We start from the raw sequence: 20,641 nt of genomic DNA, 5'->3' as shown, positions 1-20,641 counted from the left end.
TGGCGGTCGTAGGCGGACGAGCGTACGCCAGCGATGATCACCCTTCCCCTGTGATCCACCTCACATAAGAATTCCGTGAGGGTCAGGACAACCATCCACGGGTCTGGTTGATCGAACTCACTGAATCCTCACGGATCACACCCGTAGCGCCCCACACGGAGGCGCCTCCCACCTCGTGCCGCGCCCGAGCGGTACACCGGACTCACCGAGGTCTTCATGAAGCTTCGCCGTGCCATGGCCGCGGCGGCCGCGACGGCCGTCATAGCGCCGCTGGCCCTGCTCTCGGCCCCGGTGGCGTTCGCCTCCGGTGAGACGCCGCCCGGCCCGGCGACCGAACAGAGCACCCCGGCCGAGACCCCGGGCACCGACGCGACGGACACCGGCTCCCCGACCGACGCCCAGAGCACCCCGGCCGAGCAGGATTCGAGCAGCCCCGCCACCGACGGGGCGAGCACCCCGGCCGGGGACGACACCCCCTCGACCGGTGCGAGCACGCCGGCCACGGACACGAGCTCCCCGGCCGCCTCTCCGTCGCCGAGCGCGAGCGAGAGCGCTCCGGCCGAGGACGACGTCGAGCTGTGCACCGACGAAGAGGGCAACAGCACGGCCGAGCTCAGCGCCGACCTGCGCAGCGGTCTGTCGGGGCTGCCCGAGACGATCGTCGCCGGCAGCGGCTGGACGCCGTTCTCGTTCGACGTCTCCAACCGCGGCGACGACGAGATCACGGACATCAAGCCGCTGATCGGCGTCGCGGCCCTCGGCTGGGACGAGAAGGACTACTCCGGCCGGATCACGGTCCAGGTCTTCGACAAGGCCACCGGGACGTGGGACACGCTCGCGGACGCCGCGGGTGAGGGCGGTACGTTCGCCGCGTTCTCGCTCGGTGCCGGCCAGTCGGTCTCGTACAAGCTGCGGCTGAGCGTCAGCGGCGAGGTGCCCGACGCGCTCGGCATCACCGGTGGTTTCGCCGAGTACGCGGACGACGACGGCTGCTGGGTCGCCGACGACTCCAACGGCTGGATCTACTTCTTCGACATCCTGGCCGCCGGCTCCGACCCCGGTGAGCCGAACGACGCCAAGCCGCAGACCGGCGGCAAGGTCGAGCTCGACGAGGTGAAGGACGTCAAGGTCACCGGCAGCCTCGCCGAGACCGGTTCGAGCTCCGCTCTTCCGATGATCGGCCTGGTCGGCGGTGCCGCCGTCGTGGCCGGTGCCGGTGCGGTGTTCGTGGTGCGCCGGCGCAAGGCCGGTGCGGAGGCGTAACACCGCCTCGCCGCGCTGTCCGCGCGGCATCACCCAGGACAAGGGAAAAGGACCTGAGCTCGGAGGGGGGCACAGGTCCTTTTTCCTTTTCTCTTTCCTCCCGCCGGTTCTCTTTCCTCCCGCCGGTTACTTCTTCGGCGGCACCGTCGGCATGCCCAGGAACGGCAGCCTCAGCGCGCCGAACGCCTCCGCCGGGACCACCGGGGACTTCGGCTCGACCGGCTCCAGGCGCCGGTAGGCCTCCCCCTGCGCAGGGCGCGGATCGGCCTCGCCCTTGTTGGGCCAGTACGACATCGCCCGCTCGGCCTGTGCCGTGATGGTCAGGGAGGGGTTGACGCCCAGGTTCGCCGAGACCGCCGCCCCGTCCACGACCGAGATACCGGGGTGACCGTAGAGACGGTGGTACGGGTCGATCACACCGGTCTCGCGGGACGCGCCGATCGGACAGCCGCCCAGGAAGTGGGCGGTCAGCGGCATCCCCGTCAGCTCGCCGACGTTGGAGCCGGCGAAGCCGTTGATCTCGGCCGCCAGCGCCGACGCGCCGTCCGTGGCCGCCTTGATCTGCTTGGGGTTGGGAGCGCCGTGCCCCTGCCGGGCGGTGAGCAGCCCGCGGCCGGCCCCGGACGGCTTGAGGTACGTCGTCAGGGAGTTGTCCAGCGACTGCATCACCAGGCCGATGATGGTCCGCTCCGACCAGCGCCGGTTGGACAGGGAACGCAGCATCAGCACAGGGTGCTTCACCGCGTTGCCCAGCCAGCCCAGCACCCGGGCCGTGCCCGAACCGCCGCCCGCGTACGGCACCTGGAGGATGGACAGCCCGCCCATCGAGTTGGAGCCGCGGCCGTAGCGGACCGGCTCGATGTGGGTGTTCTCGTCGGGGTGGATCGACGACGTGATGGCCACGCCGCGGGTGAAGTCGGCCTTCGGCGCGCCGGTGGCCCTGCGGTAACGGCGGTCGTCGGTCTGGGCTCCGACGAGGGCCTCGGAATTGGTGCGGGTCAGCTCGCCCAGCCTGTCCGAGAGGTGCGGCAGCCGGCCGCCGTCCCGCATCCGGTGCAGCAGCGTCTGGGTGCCGTAGGTGCCGGCGGCCAGGACGACCCGGCGGGCGCGGAAGGTGCGGCCCTCGCCCTTGCGGCGGTCGTCGGTCGGGAGCGTGGCGACGGCGAACCCGCCCCGCGAGTCCTCCGTGACCGACACGACCGTCGTCATGGGGTGCACGACCGCGCCCGCCTTCTCGGCGAGGTGGAGGTAGTTCTCGTTGAGGGTGTTCTTCGCGCCGTGCCGGCAGCCGGTCATGCACTCGCCGCACTCGGCACAGGCCCGGCGCGACGGCCCCGCCCCGCCGAAGTACGGGTCGGGCACCTCCTGTCCCGGCTTCGCCTTCGCCTTCCCGTCGGCGTCCTCGCCGTCGCCGAAGAAGACGCCGACCGGAGCCATGTGGAAGCTGTCGCCCACGCCCATCCGCTCGGCCGCCGCCTTCAGGTGCACGTCCGACGGGGTCATCGTCGGGTTGAGCCGTACGCCGAGCATGCGCTTCGCCTGGTCGTAGTACGGGCCCAGCTCCTCCTGCCAGTCGGTGATGTGCCCCCACTGCGGGTCCTCGAAGAACGGCTTCGGCGGTACGTAGAGGGTGTTGGCGTAGTTGAGCGAGCCGCCGCCGACGCCCGCGCCGGCCAGCACCATGACGTTGCCGAGCAGGTGGATGCGCTGGATGCCGTACATGCCGAGTCTCGGCGCCCAGAGGTAGTTCTTCAGGTCCCAGGAGTTCTTGGGCAGGGTTTCGCGGGTGAAGCGGCGGCCGGCTTCCAGGACGCCGACCGTGTATCCCTTTTCCGTGAGCCGGAGGGCGGTCACGGAGCCGCCGAAGCCGGAGCCGACGACGAGGACGTCGTAGTCGTGGGCGTCTTGAGGCACGGGTGTCTCCTCGTTGAGTTCACGTGCGGGTTGTCTGTGGTCGGTCGCGCTCACGCGGCGGAGCCGCACATCGATGCGGCCCCGCGCCCCCGGGGGTGGTCACCTGAACCGGAATGCCTTCATCAGGCGCAGGCTGCGGCTCATGAAGGCCGCGTACTTCTCGTCGTCCATGCCGAGCGAGGGGGCCATCGGGAGCAGCCGCTGGTGGGCGACGGTCTGGGCCTCGGTGTACTTGAGGATGCCCTCGGAGCCGTGCCGGCGGCCGAGGCCGGAGTCCTTCATGCCGCCCATCGGCGACTGGACGCTGCCGTACGCGGGGGCGTAGCCCTCGTTGATGTTGACCGTGCCGGTGCGCAGCCGCGCGGCGATCTCGCGGCCGCGCCGGGCGTCCTTCGTCCAGACGGAGGAGTTCAGGCCGTACGGGGTGGAGTTGGCGCGTTCGACCGCCTCGTCGTCGGAGGAGAAGCGGTAGAGGGAGACGACCGGGCCGAAGGTCTCCTCGGAGCAGACGCTCATCGGGGCCTCGACGCCGTCGAGGATGGTCGGCTCGTAGAAGTAGGGGCCGATGTCCGGGCGGGCCGTGCCGCCCGTGATCACCTTGGCGCCCTTGGCGACGGCGTCGTCGACGTGCCGGGTGACGGCGTCCAGCTGGCGTTCGCCGACCAGGGAGCCCATGTCGGCGCCGTAGGCGAGGGACGTGCCGAGGCGGATCGCCCTGGTGCGGGCGGCGAAGCGCTCCAGGAAGGCGTCCGCGACCGACTCGTGGACGTAGAGCCGCTCGATGGAGATGCACAGCTGGCCGGCGGAGGAGAAGCAGGCGCGCACGGCACCGGCGGCGGCCTTGTCGAGGTCGGCGTCCTGGAGCACCAGCATGGCGTTCTTGCCGCCGAGTTCGAGGGAGACGCCGACCAGGCGGGCGGCGGCGCCCTGGGCGACCTCGCGGCCGGTGCGGGTGGAGCCGGTGAAGGAGACGTAGTCGGCGTGCCTGACCACCTCGGGGCCCACGACCGGGCCCTCGCCGAGGACGACCTGGAAGACGTCGGCGGGCAGGCCGGCCTCGATCAGCAGGTCACGGGCCCACAGCGCGGTGAGGCAGGTCTCCGTGTCGGGCTTCATCACGACCGCGTTGCCCGCGACGAACGCCGGGAGCGCGTCACCGACGGAGAGTTCGAGCGGGTAGTTCCAGGGAGCTATCTGGCCCACGACACCGCGCGGGTGGCGCAGTTCGGTGACCTTCGTCAGGGTCGGCATGGCGCCCGCGTGCCGCTTGGGCCGCAGGTAGGCGGCGGCCCGGCGGCCGTAGTGGCGGGCGGCGACGGCGACGGCCTGCACCTCCTCGTGGGCGTGCAGCCGGGCCTTGCCGGTCTCCAGCTGGATCAGGTCGAGCACCTCGGCCTGGCGGCTCAGCACCAGGTCGTGGAAGCGCAGCAGGACGGCGGCGCGCTCCCGTACCGGAATCTGCGCCCAGACGGCCTGCGCGGCGCGGGCCGCCTCGAAGGCCTTCTCGACGTCCTCGGGCGTCGACTCGGGCAGGTCGGCCAGCTTCTCGCCGGTGAACGGCGTGTGGTTGGCGGTCCGGCCGGAGCCGGCCACGCCCTTGGTGAGCTGGGCGACCAGCTCCGGCGTGACCACGTCGGCGGCGGTGCGGGCACCCTCCGGCGCGGGGGCGAGGGGGTTGGTGCCGGTCGTTTCCCGGGTCTGCGCGTCCGTCATGAGCCGCAGGGTATGCCCGGGGGAACACTTTGTGTACCCGTCGGTAACAGATTCACCCACTGCTTACACATCGCCAGTGAACGCTGGCAACAAAGCCCCTGATCAGGGCGTTGGCGGACATCGGCCCGTTCAGAGCCGGCGGATGTCCCACGAATCGATGACCGTACGGGCGATCTCCCGGCCGTCCTCGGCGAAGTAGCCCCTGCCCGGGTACACGATCCAGAGCCGGTACATGTCGCCGTCCTTGTTCCGGTAGTACATGACCTGCGCCTCGCGCACCGTCGCCGGATCGGTGGTCGTCGTGTACACGATGGTGTTCGTGGCCGCCTCGTGGTCCTTGTACGTGCTCTCGCGCGGCTTGCCCTGAGGAGCAGGCGTGTCGGCGATGCCCCAGGTGTACTCGCCGTCCCTCAGCTCCTCCCAGTGCGCGAACGCCCGCTCCGAGGCCGAACCCTCGATCTCGCCCTGCTTGTCCTCGGCCTTGATGTCGCGGTCGACCTCGACCCGCACCAGTCCGCTCGGATCGGTGAAGGAGGCGATGGTCCCGTCCGAGTCCTCGGCCTGCTCGTCCTTCACGAAGCCGTCCGGCACCGCGACGGCGACGCCCACCCGGTCCCCGAGATCCTGCTGCTTCCAGCCGTCCGGCAGCGGCCCCGCGAACGGGTCGGCGATCACCAGGTAGGCGGCCAGCGCTCCCGCGACGACCGCCGCGCCCAGCCCCATCAGCGTCTTGCGGCCGACCCGGATGCCCTTGCCGCCGGGTTCCCCGGCGGGGAACCGGACGACCTGTGTGGGCTCCGGGGCGGGCGGGTTCGCGGCCGTTCCCAGTGCGGCACGGACCTGGGCGGCGTTCGGACGGCGCGCCGGGTCCTTCTGCAGCAGCCCGGTGATGACCTCGGCCAGCGGCCCCTGCGCGGAGGCGGGCGGCGCCGGCGTGGCGTTGAGGACCGACTGGAGGGTGGCGGGGGTGTTGCTGCGGCGGAACGGCGAGACGCCCTCCGTCGCCGCGTACAGCACCACACCGAGCGACCACAGGTCGGAGGCGGGGCCGGGGCGCTGGCCCAGCACCCGTTCCGGGGCGATGTACTCGGGCGAACCGACGAAGCCGCCGGTGTCGGTCAGATTGGTCTCGCCCTCGATCTGGGCGATGCCGAAGTCGGTGAGGACGACCCGGTCGTGCCGGCCGAGCAGCACGTTGTCCGGCTTCACGTCCCGGTGCAGGATGCCCGCCGCGTGGGCGGCCTCCAGCGCGCCGAGCACCTCCAGGCCGACCCTGGCCGCCTCGCGCGCGGAGAGGGTGCCCTCGTCCTGCAGCACGGCGCCCAGTGAACGGCCCTGGACCAGTTCCATCACGATCCACGGCCGGCCGTCGACCACGGCGACGTCATGGACGTTGACCACCGCGGGATGGTCGAGCCGGGCGGCGGCGCGGGCCTCGCGGCGCATCCGTTCGAAGGCGTTGGAGCGTTCGCGTTCGGGAAGGTGATCCGGGACGCGGGGCTCCTTGACGGCGACCTCGCGGTCCACGGTCTCGTCCTTGGCCCGCCACACCGTGCCCATGCCGCCGTGCCCCAGCTTGGCGAGCAGACGGTAACGGCCGGCGATCAGCCGCCCGGCGCCCGGGTCGTCCTGTGCCTGCGGCTGCGTGTGCGGCTGCGATTGCGGCTGTGGCTGCGATGGCGGCTGTGGCTGCGGCTGTGGCGGAACCACCTTGGTCGGCGCCGCGTACGGGTTGCCGGGGTGCGGCACGGCCGTGGGCGGGTTCGGGTCCGGCGGTTGCAGACCAAAACTGGTTGGCTCGTCGGCCCCGTGGCGGGCTCCCCCGTTGTTGCTCATGGTTCATCCATATCGCGCCAAGCCCTCACGTATCCACTGCGGATGCCGACCGGTCACAGACCCGTGACTCTCGCGGGGACTTATCTCCCGTTTACGGGGCTATGCGACCGGACCGAGGAGTCGGCCGGTGCGGGGCTGGCCGAGGGACTCGGGGACCTGGAGGGCGATTCGCCCGCGGGTGTCCCCGGCGCCGTACTCGCCGGCGTACCGCCCCCGTCGCCGCCCCGGTCCTGCAGGAGCAGCGCCGCCGCGGACACCCCCGCTCCCGCCATCGCGGCGACCGCCAGCGCGGCGACGAGCGCACCCCTCGTGGGCTGCCGCCGGACCGGACGCGTCTCGGGCCTCCCGCCCGCTTCCTCCCGCCGCACCGGGGACCGCCGGCGAGCCGGGTCCCGGGGCGCGTCCCGGTCCGGCGGCAGCAGTCCGGGGGGCGCCGACTCCGGCGTACGGCCCGTCTCCCGGAACGCCCGCAGCATCCGTTCGGCCCGGTCCGCGTCCAGCCGGCGGTCGGGGTCGCGCTCCAGCAGGCCGCGCACCACGGGAAGAATCGGTCCTGCTTCGACGGGCGGCCGTATCTCGTCGACCACGACGGCGTGCAGGACGCCGCCGAGGGAGTCCCGCCGGAACGGCGACTCGCCGCTGAGCGCCGCGCACAGCAGCGCGCCCAGCGACCACAGGTCGGACTCCGGTCCCGTCCTGGCGCCGGACATCCGCTCGGGGGCGGTGTACTCGGGCGAGCCGACGAAGGAGCCGGTCTCGGTGAGCGTGGTGGAACCCGACACCCGGGCGATGCCGAAGTCGGTGAGGACGACCCGGCCGGTGCCGTTCTCCAGCAGGACGTTGGCGGGCTTGAGGTCGCGGTGCAGCACACCGGCCGCGTGGGCGGCGCGCAGCGCCCCGAGCAGGTCGATGCCGATCCGCGCGGCCTCCGCGGCGTCGACCGGGCCCTGCTCGGCGACACGGTCGGCGAGGGACGGCCCGTCGATCAGCTCCAGGACGATGTACGGGCGTTCGTCGTCCTCGACGACATCGTGGACGACGATGATGTGCGGGTGGCTCAACTGGGCCAGGGCGCGCGCCTCGCGCAGGGTGCGGTCCCGCTGCCGCCGGGCGTCCGCCGCGGAGAGCGTCTCGTCGAGGGGGAGTTCCTTGACGGCGACACCCCGTCCGAGCAGTTGGTCGGTGGCCCGCCAGACCACCCCCATTCCGCCGCGCCCGAGCCTCGCCTCCACGCGGTAACGGCCCGCTATGAGGCGGCCGTTGGTCCTGGCGGTCGCGTTCTCGGCGTCCCCGTCGGTCCCCATGGGCCCATCATGCCCCACCGGATGTGTCCCCTCCGGTACGGCGATTCGGCCAAGCGGCGCGCATCCGCGCCCGTCGCGGGCGTCAGGGCTCGCGCCACCCCTTCAGCAGCGTCTCGAACTGCCCGCCGGTCGTGGCCCAGTCCTCGGCCGGCCCGGACATGTAGAGGGCGTACTCGATGCCGTCCCGCGAGAGGTACATCTGGTCGATCGCCCGGCGCGGCCCCGGGAACTCGGTGTCCTTGGCCAGCGCGGTCCACCCGTACTCCAGCCGGGCGCTCTCGCGGTCCCGGTAGACGCGGCGGTCCAGACCGATCCGCTGGTAGCCGACCAGGCGCTGCCCTATCTGCTGGTCCAGATCGCTCAGGTGCTCGTACGGGTCGTCGAAGTCGGGCGAGTCGTCGATGGCGACGCGGATGAAGTGCTTGCCGCCGTCGGGCGTGTAGTCGACCTGCCGGGTCTCCTCGTCGAAGACCTCGCGCTCCCAGTCCTCACCGGGCAGGACGATGCTGAAGCCCCAGGGGTCGCTGCGGCGCACCCAGCCCTCCGGGAGGCTTCCCCGCGACTCGGTCTCCCCCGTCTTCGTGGGGCTGGGCGTGGTGGTCGGGGAGGGGCCGGCCGTGGTGCCGCCGCGGTCCCCCTGCTGGAGCATCACCGCGGTTCCCCCGCCGATGATCGCCGCCAGGACGACGACCAGGGCGATCACCCGCCCGCGCACCCGCCGACGGGGTGCGACGGCGGCGGGCGGGTACGGCTGCTGAACGGCCGTGGGACCGCCTTGCGGGGAGCGCGGGACCGCCTCCGGCGCGGTCTCGTACGGCAGTGGCGCATGGGCGTCGACGGCCCGGGTCGGCACGTACTCCTGTGCCGCCTGCGGCCGGCGTCCCTCGGCCGCCTCGGCGAGCATCTGCTCGGCCCGGTCCGCGTCGGGGCGGGTGGCCGGATCCTTGCGCAGAAGCGCGCTGATGACGGGCGCGAGCGGGCCGGCGTGCCGTGACTCCTCGGCCTCCTCCTCGACGACCGCCTGCATCGTGGTCAGCGGTGAGGTGCGGCGGAACGGCGATCTGCCCTCCACCGCCGTGTACAGCGTCGCGCCGAGCGCCCACAGGTCGGAGGAGGGGCCGGGATCGTGGCCGCGGACCCGCTCGGGCGCGAGGTAGTCGACCGAGCCGACGACCTCGCCGGTGCGGGTGATGGCCGTGTCGCCCTCGATCTGCGCGATGCCGAAGTCGGTGAGCAGCACCCGGCCGTCCCGGCCGAGGAGAACGTTGCCGGGCTTGACGTCACGGTGCAGTACGCCGGCGGCGTGCGCGGCGCGCAGGGCGCGCAGCACCCACAGGCCGATGCGCGCGGCCTCGCGGGGGTCGACGCGTTCCTGTTCCTTCACCGCGTCGGCCAGCGAATGGCCCTCGACCAGCTCCATCACGATCCACGGCCGGCCGTCGTGCTCCAGCACGTCGTGCACCGTGACGACGGCGGAGTGGTTGATCCGCGCGGCCGCCCGCGCCTCCGCGCGGGTGCGTGCCAGCAGCGTGGCCTGTTCGCTGTCGGAGACGTAGAGCGCCGCTGTCAGTTCCTTGATGGCGACGGCCCGGTGCAGCACCTCGTCGTGGGCGCGCCACACCCGGCCCATGCCACCGCTCCCGATGGATTCGCCGAGCCGGTAGCGGCCCGCGACGAGCGAGCCCTGCATCTGATTCACGTTGCCCCGCAATGGTCTTGACAGGGCCAGCGTAAGTACCCCGGCGCGTCCTGGGAACCGAGGGGGTGCCATGGAGACCGCACTGTGACAGTTGTCGCTGTATGGGTTGGGAGGCAACCAAAACCCCTGCGTCCGCGTGGAGTCGGTCGTTCAGCCGGTGAACCGGTAGGTCGCCACGGCCTGCTCGTAGAGCCGTGTCACCTCGTCCCGTTCGGCGTCCGGTCCGCGTACCTGCACCACGTGGTAGCGGCCGTCGATCAGCGCCGCGAGGTTGCGGACGTACAGTTCGCCGCTGTTGCCCGTCCAGGTGAACTGGCCCTCGGCCATGGTCCGTCCGCCCACCTCGATGGTCCTCAGACCGGTGGAGGTGGCCCAGCTGGAGTCGCGGTAGGGCTGCAGCTCGCGCTCGTCGTCCCGCTGATAGGCCATGGGGTCGCTGCCGTACGCCTTCGCGCTGTCCCGGCCCGGTACGACGATGAGCTCGAAGTCACCGCTCGCGTAGACGACCTGGCCGCTGCCGTTCTTCGCGGTGCGCTGCCAGCCCTCGGCGACGGCGACCCGGAAACCCTCCGGGTCCTTGGCCAGGGTGAAGCCGTCGGCGACCTCGGGGCCGGTGGTCTGCGTCTCGGCGGAGGCGGCCGACTCCTTGGAGCCGTCCTCGGAAGTGTCCTCCGGCTTCGGGGAGTTCTTCCCCTCTCCCGGTTCCCCGCCGGCGGCCGACGGGCTCGGTGCGGGGCTCACCCCACCGGCGGCTCCGGTGCGGTCGGCCGAACCCGGTTCACTCTCACCGGACTTCGGCATGAACAGCATCGCGTACGCGATCAACGCCGCCATGGCGAGCAGCACCAGCAGAAGCAGGGTGCGGCCGAGCCGGCGCGGGGAACCGGCGTCCTGTCTGGCCCGCTTGTGCCGCCCGTGGTGCGCGGGAAGCCCGGCGCGGCGCCTGCGCACCAGCTCGCCCCGGCGCCGTATGACCGGCAGCTTGCTCGCGTCGGCGGGCGGTGCCGCTATGACGTGCACACCCGCCTCGGGCTCGGGCGCGGAGCGCACCAGCGAACGCAGCCAGCCGCGCAGTTCCTCGAAGTCGAGGCGCTCGGTGGGGTCCTGGCGCAGCAGCGACTCCACGACCGGCCGCAGCGGCCCGCACTCCTCGGCGAACGCGGGCGGCTCGGCGCACACCATCTGCACCAGCTCGGCCGTCGACTCCTCCGGGTAGGGCGCGTGTCCCTGTACGGCCCGGAACAGCAGGGAGCCCAGCGCCCAGAGGTCGGTGGCGGGGCCGATCGGGGCGGCCAGCTGCCAGTTCTCGTGCACGGGCCCGGCCTGCTCCGGCGCCCACCGCTCGGTCACGGGCCCGACGACGGCCATGCGCGCCTGCCGCGCCCGCTCGGCGGCCAGCGCGGTGGTCGGGCCGCGGCGCGCGGGGGCATGCGCCACCAGGTCGTCCCAGCGGGCGGGCGGGACGGCGCCGGCCGCCGGTTCGAGGGCCGCGGGGGCTGCGGGTGTGCCGGGGGCGGTGCGTCCGCTGCCACTGCCCGTACGGGGTGCGGCCCCGTGCCGGCCGGTGGCGCCCACCCCGTAGGGGTCGGCTATCTGTCCCGGCGGGATCGCGGGGGCCGTCGTGCCCGCGCCCTCGTCCCCCGGCCGGGAGACATACGGCGGCTGCGCGGAGCCGTTGCTGTGCTGCGGGGCGGGGACCGGACCGCCGTTCCCGGGGGCGGGCCGGGCGCCGGGCAGGGCGGCACGGCCGTTCTGCTGGGCCTCCTGCACCCGGGCGGCGGCACGGGTGCCCGCCCGGTACGCGGCGATCGCCCCCGCGCGGGCCGCCCGCACGTCGCCCGCGCTGTCGAGGGCCTTGGGGGCCGCCACGGGTGAGAGACCGCCCGCCGTGTCCGCCCCACCGCCGGACATCCGGCCGGCCCGTGCCTCGATGGCGGCCCGGCGCGCGGCATCGGGGTCGGGGTCGGCGGTGAACCCGGGCGGCCAGGACGGGCCGCGCCCGGCCTCCGGCGTGCCCGCGGGCGCCACCGGCCCCAGGGCCTCGAGCGCCCCCGCCGCCTGTCCCGGCTCCTCGTCCGGAGGGGGCACCGGGTCGTACCCGCACAGTGTCTCCTCGGCCGCACCGACCGCGAGGCCGGTGAGCATCACCCGGCCGTCGTCGCAGACGAGCACCGTGCGCGCGGTGATGTTGCGGTGCACCCAGCCGTGGGAGTGCAGCACCCGCAGTGCGGTCAGGACGTCGGAGGCGACCTCCGCCGCCCGGTACGGGGACAGCGGCTTCTCGGCGAGCAGGGCGGCGAGCGGACGCGCGGACACGAGTTCACTGACTATCCACAGCGAACCGCCCTCCGCGAACACGTCGAAGACCTGGTCCAGACGCGGGTGGTCGGGGATGGCGGCCGCCGCCTGCGCGGCCTCGACCGCGCGCCGCACGACCGGGTCGGCGGGCCGCCGCGTGCCCCCGCGCGCGGACACGGGCCCGGATCCGCCACGCCGCGCACCCCCGTCACGGGCGGTGAAACCGTCGGGCAGCCCCTCCGCGTCCAGCACCTCGGCCTCGACGACCTCCGGCAACGGAACCTGCCTGACCAGGACTTCCTGCCCGCTGTAGGTGTCGAAGGCGCGGGTCTCGGTCAGTTCGTACTCGTCGGAGGGCGGCAGTGGCAGGCGGTAGCGGTCGGCGAGAACCCGTCCCGCATAGTCGTCCACGTTGCCTCCCCCGGCACTACGGTCGGTCGGTTCCGTTCGCCCGGCGGGCCGTTCCGGCTGCGTACGGTCCGCAAGCATTCACGATACGTGCCGGAGGCAACCCGCAGAGAGGGGATGCCACATCTGACTCCCCATTCCGCGGACCGGTCATGCTCAGGACTTCGGCCGGAACGTCTTCGTCAGCGTCTGCCAGGTGTCCTTGCGCTGGTCGCTGCCCCAGTCGGCGGCCTTGGCCGTGTACATCAGCCCGTACCCGAGCCGGTCACCGACGACGGTCCCCCGGTCGACGGACCGGTACTTGGTCCCGCTCTCCACGTAGGTGAACTCCCAGTCGGCCGTGTTCCAGCCCCGGTATTCCACCGCCTCTATACGGATGCGCCGGTACTGGGCGCGCACCATGGCGCGTTCCTGGTTCTTCCAGTCCGCGACCGGGTCGTCCTTCGGTGTGGTCGTCCAGCCGATGAGCAGCTTCTGCCCGTCCGGCCCGGTGAACCGGTCCCCGGCGGCCCCCGTCGACTGGAACTTCCATCCCTCGGGCAGCCCGATCGAGTACCCCTGGTTCCCGTTGTACGTCTCCGCCGCCGACGTACCGCCGCCGTCCTCCTCCTCGGTCCCGTCCTTGCCCTTGTCCTTCTCGTCCTCGGCCGATCCGCCGGCACCCGCGGTGGCGGTCGCCGAACCCGCTCCCGTGCCCGCCGATTCGGTGGCCGTGCCGTCGGTGCGGGTGCCGTCGCCTCCGTCGCCCTTGGTGTCGGCGCTCGGGGCCCCACTGGCGACGGTCGCGCCGCCACTGCCCTTGGTCCCCTTGTCGCCCTCGTCGTCGCCGCCGAGCGTGAGGGCCAGCACGGTGCCGAGCACGGCGAGCACCACGACCACCGCGATGATGATCAGCGTCCGCCGCGGCACCACATCGGTGAGCGGCGCCCGCGGCACGGCCCTCGCCGGCAGGTCCGGCGGCGTCATCACCGGCCAGCCCGAACTACGGCCACCGGCGGCCGGCTTCTGCCGCGCGGTCCCCTGCGCGCCCGAGCCGGACGCCTGGGCCGGCTTCGCGGCGTGCTTCGCGGACGCCCCGGAGGGCGATGCCGCGCCGGGCCGCGCCCCGGAGGCACCCGCCGGCGTGCTCCTGGTTCCCGCGGCCGGTCCGGCGGCCGAAGCGGCACTGCCGCTGCCGGACTTGGCGCGGGCCGCCGCGGCGGCACCGGCCGAGCCGGCCGCCACCGCCTTCCGCACGGAACGCAACGCGCCCCGCAGCTTCTCCCCGGCCTCCTCGCCGCGCCTGCCCCCGGCGTCCGGCTGCTCGGGCAGCGGCACGACCTTCGTCGCGTCCGCCGGTTCCCCGGCCCCCTTGGACGCGGGCGCGTTGACGACCGCGTTCAGCATGGCCCGGGCGCCGCTGTCGTCGAGCCGCTGGGCGGGATCCTTGGTGAGCAGCCCGTAGATGACGTCCCTGAGCGGTCCCGCGTTCTTCGGCTCCTCGAGCGGCTCGGTCATCACCGCCGTGAGCGTCGCGATCGCGGATCCCTTGTCGTACGGCGGCGTGCCCTCCACCGCCGCGTACAGCAGCCCGCCGAGCGACCACAGGTCGGCCGCCGGCCCCGGCTTGTGCCCGCGGGCCCGCTCCGGGGAGATGTAGGAGGGTGCGCCGACCAGCATGCCGGTCGAGGTGATGGACGGGTCGCCCTCGACCTGGGCGATGCCGAAGTCCGTGAGCACGACCCGGCCGTCCTCGGCGATCAGCACGTTCGACGGCTTCACGTCACGGTGCAGGATGCCCTCGCGGTGCGCGGAGCGCAGGACGTCCAGGACGGCGAGGCCGACCTCCGCCGCGCGCTGCGGCTCCAGCAGGCCGTCCTCCCGGATGGCCTCGGCGAGCGACTTGCCCTCGACGAGTTCCATCACGATCCAGGGCCGGTCGTCCTCCTCGACCACGTCGAAGACGGTCACGGCGCTGTTGTTGCGGATCCGCGCGATCGCCTTGGCCTCGCGCAGCGTCCGCGTGATCAGCCGCCGCTTCTCCTCCTCGTCGATGTTCGACGGGAAGCGGAGCTCCTTGACGGCGACGGTCCGCCCCAGGGTCTCGTCCTGGGCCCGCCACACCGTGCCCATGCCGCCGCGGCCGAGCACATCTCCCAGCCGGTACCGCCCGGCGAGGAGACGTGCGCTCTTGTCCTGACGGGATGTCCCCGCCCGCTCCGCCTCCGACATGCGTCCCCTCATGCAACCCGCCCTGACAGAGCCTTCATTGTCCCTCACCCGACAAGTGGTCGACGCCCAGGGTGCCTCTGGCCGCACACCGGGCCCGGCGCACACGGCACCCGGGGGGGCGGACGCGCTCCCCCGCCCTGCATGATGGGCCCCCGACATGGGAGGGACCGGGATGCCGCCGCTTCGGACACTACTGGCCGTTCCTATGTCCCTGGCCCTGCTCGCCCTGGCCCCGAGCGCTTCCTCGGCACCGGCCGTCCCGCCTACGGATGTGCTCCTTCCGCTCCTGGTCACGCGGGGTGGCGCCCCGGCCGCGGCCCTGCTGGCCCTGGAGGAGACCGGCGCCCGCTACGCCGACGCCGGTCCGGGCATCGGGCGCGCCGACCACTTCCGCGCCGGCAGCATCACCAAGACGTTCGTCGCCACGGTCGTCCTGCAACTGGCCGACGAAGGCCGCCTGTCCCTGTCCGACACCATGGAGGAGCATCTGCCCGGCCTGGTGCGGGGAGCGGGCAACGACGGCCGCGCGCTGACCCTGCGTTCCCTGCTCACCCACACCAGCGGCCTCCACGACTTCTCCGCGGACACGCGAGGCACCGTGCCGGTCACCCCTCTTCAGGCCGTACGCATCGCACTCACCCACCCCCCGGCCGCCCCCGGCCGCTTCTCCTACTCGAACACCAACTACGTCCTGCTCGGCCTGGTCGTCGAACAGGTCACCGGCCGCTCGTACGCCGCCGAGGCCGAGCGCCGCATCATCGCTCCGCTGCGCCTGACGGGCACCTCCTTCCCGGGTTCCCGGACCTCTCTGCCCTCGCCGCACGGCCGCTCCTACGCGTCCGACGGAACCGACGTCACCCGGCTCGACCCGCGGGTGGCCGGCGCCGCGGGCGAGTTGGTGACCACGCTCGCCGACCTGGACCGCTTCTACGGGGCCCTGCTCGGCGGTGAACTGCTGCCCCCGCGCCGGCTGCGCGAGATGCTCGACACCCGCACCGCACACGGCTCGTACGGCATGGGCCTGTTTCCTGTGACGCTTCCGTGCGGCACCACGGTGTGGGGGCACAACGGGCGCATCTCCGGCAGCTACGTGCGCACCGCAGCCACGGTCGACGGCCGGCGTGTCCTCACCTTCCGCGTGAACACGGAGTCGATGGCGGATCCCGGTCTCGAGCCCGCGGTGCTCGCGGCCGAGTTCTGCCCTCGCACCTCCTGGAACGGCCGGGTCCCGAACGGGGATCCCGGATCCCGCCACCCGTTCGAGTGATTCGGGCCGGTGGCCCGCGGCGCGACTACAACGGCACGATGTCCGGTGCTCCCAGCCGTGCCGCGTCCGCCGTCAGGTCGTCGGGCTGCCGCTGCGACTCCCGTTCGGCCTCCACCCGCTTCTCGTAGTGCCGCACCTCGCGCTCGATCTGGTCCTTGTCCCAGCCCAGCACCGGCGCCATCAGCTCGGCCGCCTCACGGGCGCTGCGTGTCCCCCGGTCGAACGTCTCGATCGAGATGCGGGTGCGCCGGGTCAGCACGTCGTCCAGGTGCCGTGCGCCCTCGTGCGAGGCGGCATAGGTGATCTCGGCGCGCAGATAGTCGTCGGCCCCCCGGAGCGGCTCGCCCAGCGCGGGGTCCGAGGCGATGAGGTCCAGGACCTCCTCCGCCATCGCGCCGTACCGGTGCAGCAGGTGCTCCACCCGTGCCGTGTGCAGTCCGGTGCGCGCGGCTGTGCGCGCACGCGCGTTCCACAGCGCGTGGTAGCCCTCGGCGCCGACCAGCGGCGTGTCCTCGGTGACGCAGTCGGCGACGCGGACGTCGAGTCCGTGCACCGCCGCGTCGACCGCGTCCTTGGCCATGACCCGGTACGTCGTGTACTTGCCGCCCGCCACCACGACGAGCCCCGGTACGGGATGCGCCACGGTGTGCTCGCGGGACAGCTTGCTCGTGGCGTCCGACTCACCGGCGAGCAGCGGCCGCAGTCCGGCGTACACGCCCTCCACGTCGTTCCGCGTCAGCGGCACCGCGAGCACCGAGTTCACGTGTTCCAGCAGGTAGTCGATGTCCGCGCTGGACGCGGCCGGGTGCGCCTTGTCGAGGTCCCAGTCGGTGTCCGTGGTGCCCACGATCCAGTGCCGGCCCCAGGGTATGACGAACAGCACGGACTTCTCGGTGCGCAGGATGAGCCCGGACGTGGAGTGGATGCGGTCCTTGGGGACGACCAGGTGGATGCCCTTCGAGGCCCGCACGTGGAACTGGCCGCGCTCGCCGACCATCGCCTGCGTGTCGTCGGTCCACACCCCGGTGGCGTTGACGATCTGCTTGGCGCGGATCTCGTACTCGCCGCCGCCCTCGACGTCCTCCACCCGGGCGCCCACGACGCGTTCGCCCTCGCGCAGGAACCCCGTGACCCGCGCACGGTTGGCGGCTTTCGCGCCGTACGCCGCCGCCGTGCGTACCAGCGTCGCCACGAACCGGGCGTCGTCCATCTGGGCGTCGTAGTACTGCAGGGCTCCGACCAGCGCGTCCTTCTTCAAACAGGGTGCCACCCGCAGGGCGTGACGGCGGGTCAGGTGGCGGTGCACGGGCAGGCCTCGCCCCCGCCCCCGGGCCATCGCCATGGTGTCGTACAGCGCGACGCCCGCTCCGGCGTACAACCGCTCCCAGCCCTTGTGCTGCAGCGGGTACAGGAACGGCACCGGGCGCACCAGATGCGGAGCGAGCCTTTCCAGCAGCAGGCCGCGCTCCTTCAACGCCTCCCGTACGAGCACGAAGTCGAGCATCTCCAGGTAGCGCAGGCCACCGTGGATCAGCTTGCTGGACCGGCTGGACGTGCCCGACGCCCAGTCACGCGCCTCGACCAGGCCCGTGGACAGGCCGCGCGTCGCGGCGTCGAGCGCCGTACCCGCACCGACCACGCCGGCGCCCACCACCAGCACGTCCAGCTCGCGCTCGGCCATGGACGCGAGTGATTCGGCGCGCTGCGCCGGTCCCAGTGTCGCTGTCCTCACCGCTGCCTCCCGCTCATCGGTCGCATCGGCCGCACCCGTCGGGCGAAGCCCGGTCCCCACCCTCATGCCCAAATTCTGACCGGCTTGCCCGAATTCAGCCACCACGGACCCCCGGCCTGTGGACAACCCCGCGGAACGACTCACCGAAACTCAGCCGATCAATCCCGCATATCGGTCATATTTACTCCTAGTCTGACATTGCGCTCGCCTGTCCAGTCCACAGGGCTTGCGCACCTGTCGCACTCCGGTTATTGGGAAGGACGGCCCACGCCATGCCCGCAGATCTCGCCGTCATCGGACTCGGCCCGTACGGCCTGCCCCTGGCCCAGGCCGCCGTCGCCGCCGGCATCTCCACCATCGGGTACCGGACCGGCCCCGAGGAGGGCTCCCTCAGCGCCGCCGAACAGCGCCGCATGCTCGCCCAGGGCTTCCGTACGACCGCCAACGCCGCCGAGCTCGGCCGGGTGCGCACCGCGGTCATCTGCGCGCCGACGCCGCGCGGCGCGGACGGCGGGCTGGATCTGGGCCAGGTGGAGACGGCCGCCCGCACCCTCGCCGCGCGGCTGCGCCCGCACACCACGGTGATCCTCGAGTCCCCCGTGCCCCCGGGGACGACGGAAGGGCCCCTGCTGCGCCTGCTCGAATCGGTGTCGGGTCTCCGCGCGGGACACGATTTCCACCTCGCCCACTCCCCCAGCCGGGTCGACCCCGGCAACCGGGACCACACCCCCGCCAACACCCCGAAGGTCATCGGCGGCCTCACCCCCGCCTGCACAGAGTCGGCCGCCGCCTTCTACGGACGCATCACCGACAAGGTCGTACGCGCGCGCGGCCTGCGCGAGGCGGAGACCGTGCAGCTCCTGGAGACCAACTTCCGGCACGTCAACATCGCCCTCGTCAACGAGATGGCCGCCCTCTGCCACGACCTGGGCATCGACCTGTGGGACGTCCTCAGATGCGCGGAGACCAAACCCTTCGGATTCCACGCCTTCCGCCCCGGCCCCGGCGTCGGCGGTCATGCCCTCTCCCAGGACCTGACCGCCCACGCGGGCCGCACCCTGCGCATGGCGGAACTGGCCCAGGAGGTCAACAGCCGCATGCCGCGCTACGTCGTGCAGCGCGCCGCCGCCCTCCTCAACGAGCACGGCAAGTCCGCGCGCGGCGCGCGGGTACTGCTCCTCGGCGTCACCTACAAGCCCGACCTCGCCGACCAGCAGGGCTCCCCGGCCCAGGAGATCGCGGTCCGGCTGATGGAGCTGGGCGCCTCCGTCAGCTACCACGACCCGCACGTACCGTCCTGGAACGTCCTCGACCGGCCCGTACCCCGCGCGGACTCCCTCTACGAGGCCGCCGCCGACGCCGACCTGACGATCCTCCTCCAACAGCACCGCACGTACGACCTCCAGGGCCTGTCGGTGAAGGCCCAGCTGATGCTGGACACGCGGGGGGCCACCCCTACGGGGGCGGCGCACCGGTTGTGAGAGGGGGCGCGCGGAGGGCTGCCGTGCCACGGGGCCGGTGGTGGGCGGGGTGTCACACGGGTACGGCAGAAGAACAGGTGGAGAGAACAGGTGGAGCCCACTGCGGAGGGCACTGCGGCAGGCTCCTGAAGGGCGAACCGGGTGTCCACCCCTGCTCTCTCGCAGGAGCGGCTGCTCACCATCCGTGAATCCACAAGGTGCGCCCCCTGAGCACTACGGGCGCCCCCGCGCCCTGCTCGGACATGCGAAAGGGGCCGGTCACCCACCAGGTGACCGGCCCCTCGGTGCCGTACGAAAGCCCGCCCGGGACCTACCGCCGGTGCTGCGAGTCCGCCACCGTCACCTCGACGCGCTGGAACTCCTTCAGCTCGCTGTAGCCGGTCGTGGCCATCGCGCGGCGCAGGGCGCCGAAGAGGTTCATCGAGCCGTCGGGGGTGTGGGACGGGCCGGTGAGGATCTCCTCTATCGTGCCCACCGTGCCGAGGTCGACCTTCTGGCCGCGCGGCAGCTCCTCGTTGACGGCCTCCATGCCCCAGTGGTTGCCCCGGCCCGGACCGTCCGTCGCACGGGCCAGCGGGGAGCCCATCATCACGGAGTCCGCACCGCAGGCGATCGCCTTGGGGATGTCGCCCGACCAGCCGACACCGCCGTCCGCGATCACGTGCACGTACCGGCCGCCGGACTCGTCCATGTAGTCGCGGCGGGCGGCGGCCACGTCGGCGACCGCGGTGGCCATGGGCACCTGGATGCCCAGCACGTTGCGCGTGGTGTGTGCGGCGCCGCCGCCGAAGCCGACCAGCACGCCGGCCGCACCGGTGCGCATCAGGTGCAGGGCGGCCGTGTAGGTGGCGCAGCCGCCGACGATCACCGGGACGTCGAGCTCGTAGATGAACTGCTTCAGGTTCAGCGGCTCGTGCGCGCCGGAGACGTGCTCCGCCGAGACCGTCGTACCGCGGATGACGAAGATGTCCACGCCCGCGTCCACGACGGCCTTGGAGAACTGGGCGGTGCGCTGCGGGGAGAGCGCGGCGGCGGTGACCACGCCCGAGTCGCGCACCTCCTTGATGCGCTGCCCGATCAGCTCCTCCTTGATGGGAGCGGCGTAGATCTCCTGAAGCCTGCGGGTGGCCGCCTCGGCGGGCATGCCGACGATCTCGTCCAGCAGCGGCTGCGGGTCCTCGTAGCGCGTCCACAGGCCCTCGAGGTTCAGCACGCCGAGGCCGCCGAGCTCGCCGATGCGGATCGCGGCGGCCGGGGAGACGACCGAGTCCATGGGAGCGGCCAGGAACGGCAGCTCGAAGCGGTAGGCGTCGATCTGCCAGGCGATCGAGACCTCCTTCGGGTCCCGCGTACGGCGGCTGGGGACGACGGCGATGTCGTCGAAGGCGTACGCCCGGCGGCCGCGCTTGCCGCGCCCGATCTCGATCTCAGTCACGTCTGTGGCCTTTCCCTGATGCGTTGCAGCGCCTTCCAGTATCCCCGACGGCCGCGGCGGACACCGCCCCGGACGTACGG

Annotated in this window: 12 protein-coding genes; 3 read left to right on the top strand and 9 right to left on the bottom strand. The window is 72.8% G+C overall.

Going from position 1 to position 20,641, the window contains the following annotated elements; genetic code table 11:
- The first annotated feature begins 216 nt into the window (after positions 1-216).
- Positions 217-1,263 (top strand): LAETG motif-containing sortase-dependent surface protein, encoded by a 1,047-nt coding sequence (locus tag ACH4VX_RS10060; protein ID WP_398366866.1) that lies wholly within the window; start codon positions 217-219, stop codon positions 1,261-1,263.
- A 126-nt stretch (positions 1,264-1,389) separates the two neighbouring features.
- On the opposite strand, the gene ACH4VX_RS10055 is transcribed toward ACH4VX_RS10060, so the two are convergent.
- From ACH4VX_RS10055 to ACH4VX_RS10025, 7 genes are all read right to left on the bottom strand, one after another.
- On the bottom strand, positions 1,390-3,177 hold the full coding sequence (locus ACH4VX_RS10055) for a GMC oxidoreductase (RefSeq protein WP_398366865.1): 1,788 nt from the start codon (positions 3,175-3,177) through the stop codon (positions 1,390-1,392).
- 99 nt (positions 3,178-3,276) lie between these two features.
- Complete coding sequence (locus ACH4VX_RS10050) at positions 3,277-4,890, bottom strand: succinic semialdehyde dehydrogenase (protein WP_398366864.1); 1,614 nt, start codon at positions 4,888-4,890, stop codon at positions 3,277-3,279.
- A 129-nt stretch (positions 4,891-5,019) separates the two neighbouring features.
- On the bottom strand, positions 5,020-6,726 hold the full coding sequence (locus tag ACH4VX_RS10045) for a serine/threonine-protein kinase (RefSeq protein WP_398366863.1): 1,707 nt from the start codon (positions 6,724-6,726) through the stop codon (positions 5,020-5,022).
- Positions 6,727-6,806: 80 nt separating this feature from the next.
- Entirely contained in the window at positions 6,807-8,030 is a 1,224-nt protein-coding gene (locus tag ACH4VX_RS10040) for a serine/threonine-protein kinase (RefSeq protein WP_398366862.1), read from the bottom strand.
- Between the two features lie 82 nt (positions 8,031-8,112).
- The gene (locus ACH4VX_RS10035) at positions 8,113-9,720 is read right to left on the bottom strand and encodes a protein kinase (protein ID WP_398366861.1); all 1,608 of its coding nucleotides are present in this window, start codon (positions 9,718-9,720) and stop codon (positions 8,113-8,115) included.
- 159 nt (positions 9,721-9,879) lie between these two features.
- Positions 9,880-12,438, bottom strand: coding sequence for a protein kinase (locus tag ACH4VX_RS10030; RefSeq protein ID WP_398366860.1), 2,559 nt, complete (start codon positions 12,436-12,438; stop codon positions 9,880-9,882).
- Between the two features lie 153 nt (positions 12,439-12,591).
- Complete coding sequence (locus ACH4VX_RS10025) at positions 12,592-14,646, bottom strand: protein kinase (protein WP_398366993.1); 2,055 nt, start codon at positions 14,644-14,646, stop codon at positions 12,592-12,594.
- A 172-nt stretch (positions 14,647-14,818) separates the two neighbouring features.
- Between ACH4VX_RS10025 and ACH4VX_RS10020 the strand changes: the two genes are divergently transcribed.
- On the top strand, positions 14,819-15,913 hold the full coding sequence (locus tag ACH4VX_RS10020) for a serine hydrolase domain-containing protein (protein ID WP_398366859.1): 1,095 nt from the start codon (positions 14,819-14,821) through the stop codon (positions 15,911-15,913).
- A gap of 25 nt (positions 15,914-15,938) precedes the next feature.
- Here the strand turns inward: ACH4VX_RS10020 and ACH4VX_RS10015 are convergent, their stop codons facing one another.
- Complete coding sequence (locus tag ACH4VX_RS10015) at positions 15,939-17,645, bottom strand: glycerol-3-phosphate dehydrogenase/oxidase (protein ID WP_398366858.1); 1,707 nt, start codon at positions 17,643-17,645, stop codon at positions 15,939-15,941.
- Between the two features lie 272 nt (positions 17,646-17,917).
- Here ACH4VX_RS10015 and ACH4VX_RS10010 point away from each other — a divergent pair, with 272 nt between their 5' ends.
- Positions 17,918-19,126, top strand: a complete 1,209-nt coding sequence (locus ACH4VX_RS10010; RefSeq protein WP_398366857.1) for a nucleotide sugar dehydrogenase — start codon at positions 17,918-17,920, stop codon at positions 19,124-19,126.
- A gap of 310 nt (positions 19,127-19,436) precedes the next feature.
- On the opposite strand, the gene ACH4VX_RS10005 is transcribed toward ACH4VX_RS10010, so the two are convergent.
- On the bottom strand, positions 19,437-20,561 hold the full coding sequence (locus ACH4VX_RS10005) for a GuaB3 family IMP dehydrogenase-related protein (protein WP_398366856.1): 1,125 nt from the start codon (positions 20,559-20,561) through the stop codon (positions 19,437-19,439).
- Positions 20,562-20,641 lie beyond the last annotated feature (80 nt).

Source organism: Streptomyces sp. NPDC020731 (assembly GCF_044334705.1).
Lineage (GTDB): Bacteria > Actinomycetota > Actinomycetes > Streptomycetales > Streptomycetaceae > Streptomyces.
This window is presented reverse-complemented; position numbering and strand designations above follow the sequence as displayed.

Excerpts from the sequence above, each read along its gene's own strand:
- ACH4VX_RS10060 (WP_398366866.1), top strand. The coding sequence starts at position 217 with ATGAAGCTTCGCCGTGCCATGGCCGCGGCGGCCGCGACGGCCGTCATA.
- ACH4VX_RS10050 (WP_398366864.1), bottom strand. The coding sequence starts at position 4,890 with ATGACGGACGCGCAGACCCGGGAAACGACCGGCACCAACCCCCTCGCC.
- ACH4VX_RS10045 (WP_398366863.1), bottom strand. The coding sequence starts at position 6,726 with ATGAGCAACAACGGGGGAGCCCGCCACGGGGCCGACGAGCCAACCAGT.
- ACH4VX_RS10040 (WP_398366862.1), bottom strand. The coding sequence starts at position 8,030 with ATGGGGACCGACGGGGACGCCGAGAACGCGACCGCCAGGACCAACGGC.
- ACH4VX_RS10035 (WP_398366861.1), bottom strand. The coding sequence starts at position 9,720 with ATGCAGGGCTCGCTCGTCGCGGGCCGCTACCGGCTCGGCGAATCCATC.
- ACH4VX_RS10025 (WP_398366993.1), bottom strand. The coding sequence starts at position 14,646 with ATGTCGGAGGCGGAGCGGGCGGGGACATCCCGTCAGGACAAGAGCGCA.
- ACH4VX_RS10020 (WP_398366859.1), top strand. The coding sequence starts at position 14,819 with ATGCCGCCGCTTCGGACACTACTGGCCGTTCCTATGTCCCTGGCCCTG.
- ACH4VX_RS10010 (WP_398366857.1), top strand. The coding sequence starts at position 17,918 with ATGCCCGCAGATCTCGCCGTCATCGGACTCGGCCCGTACGGCCTGCCC.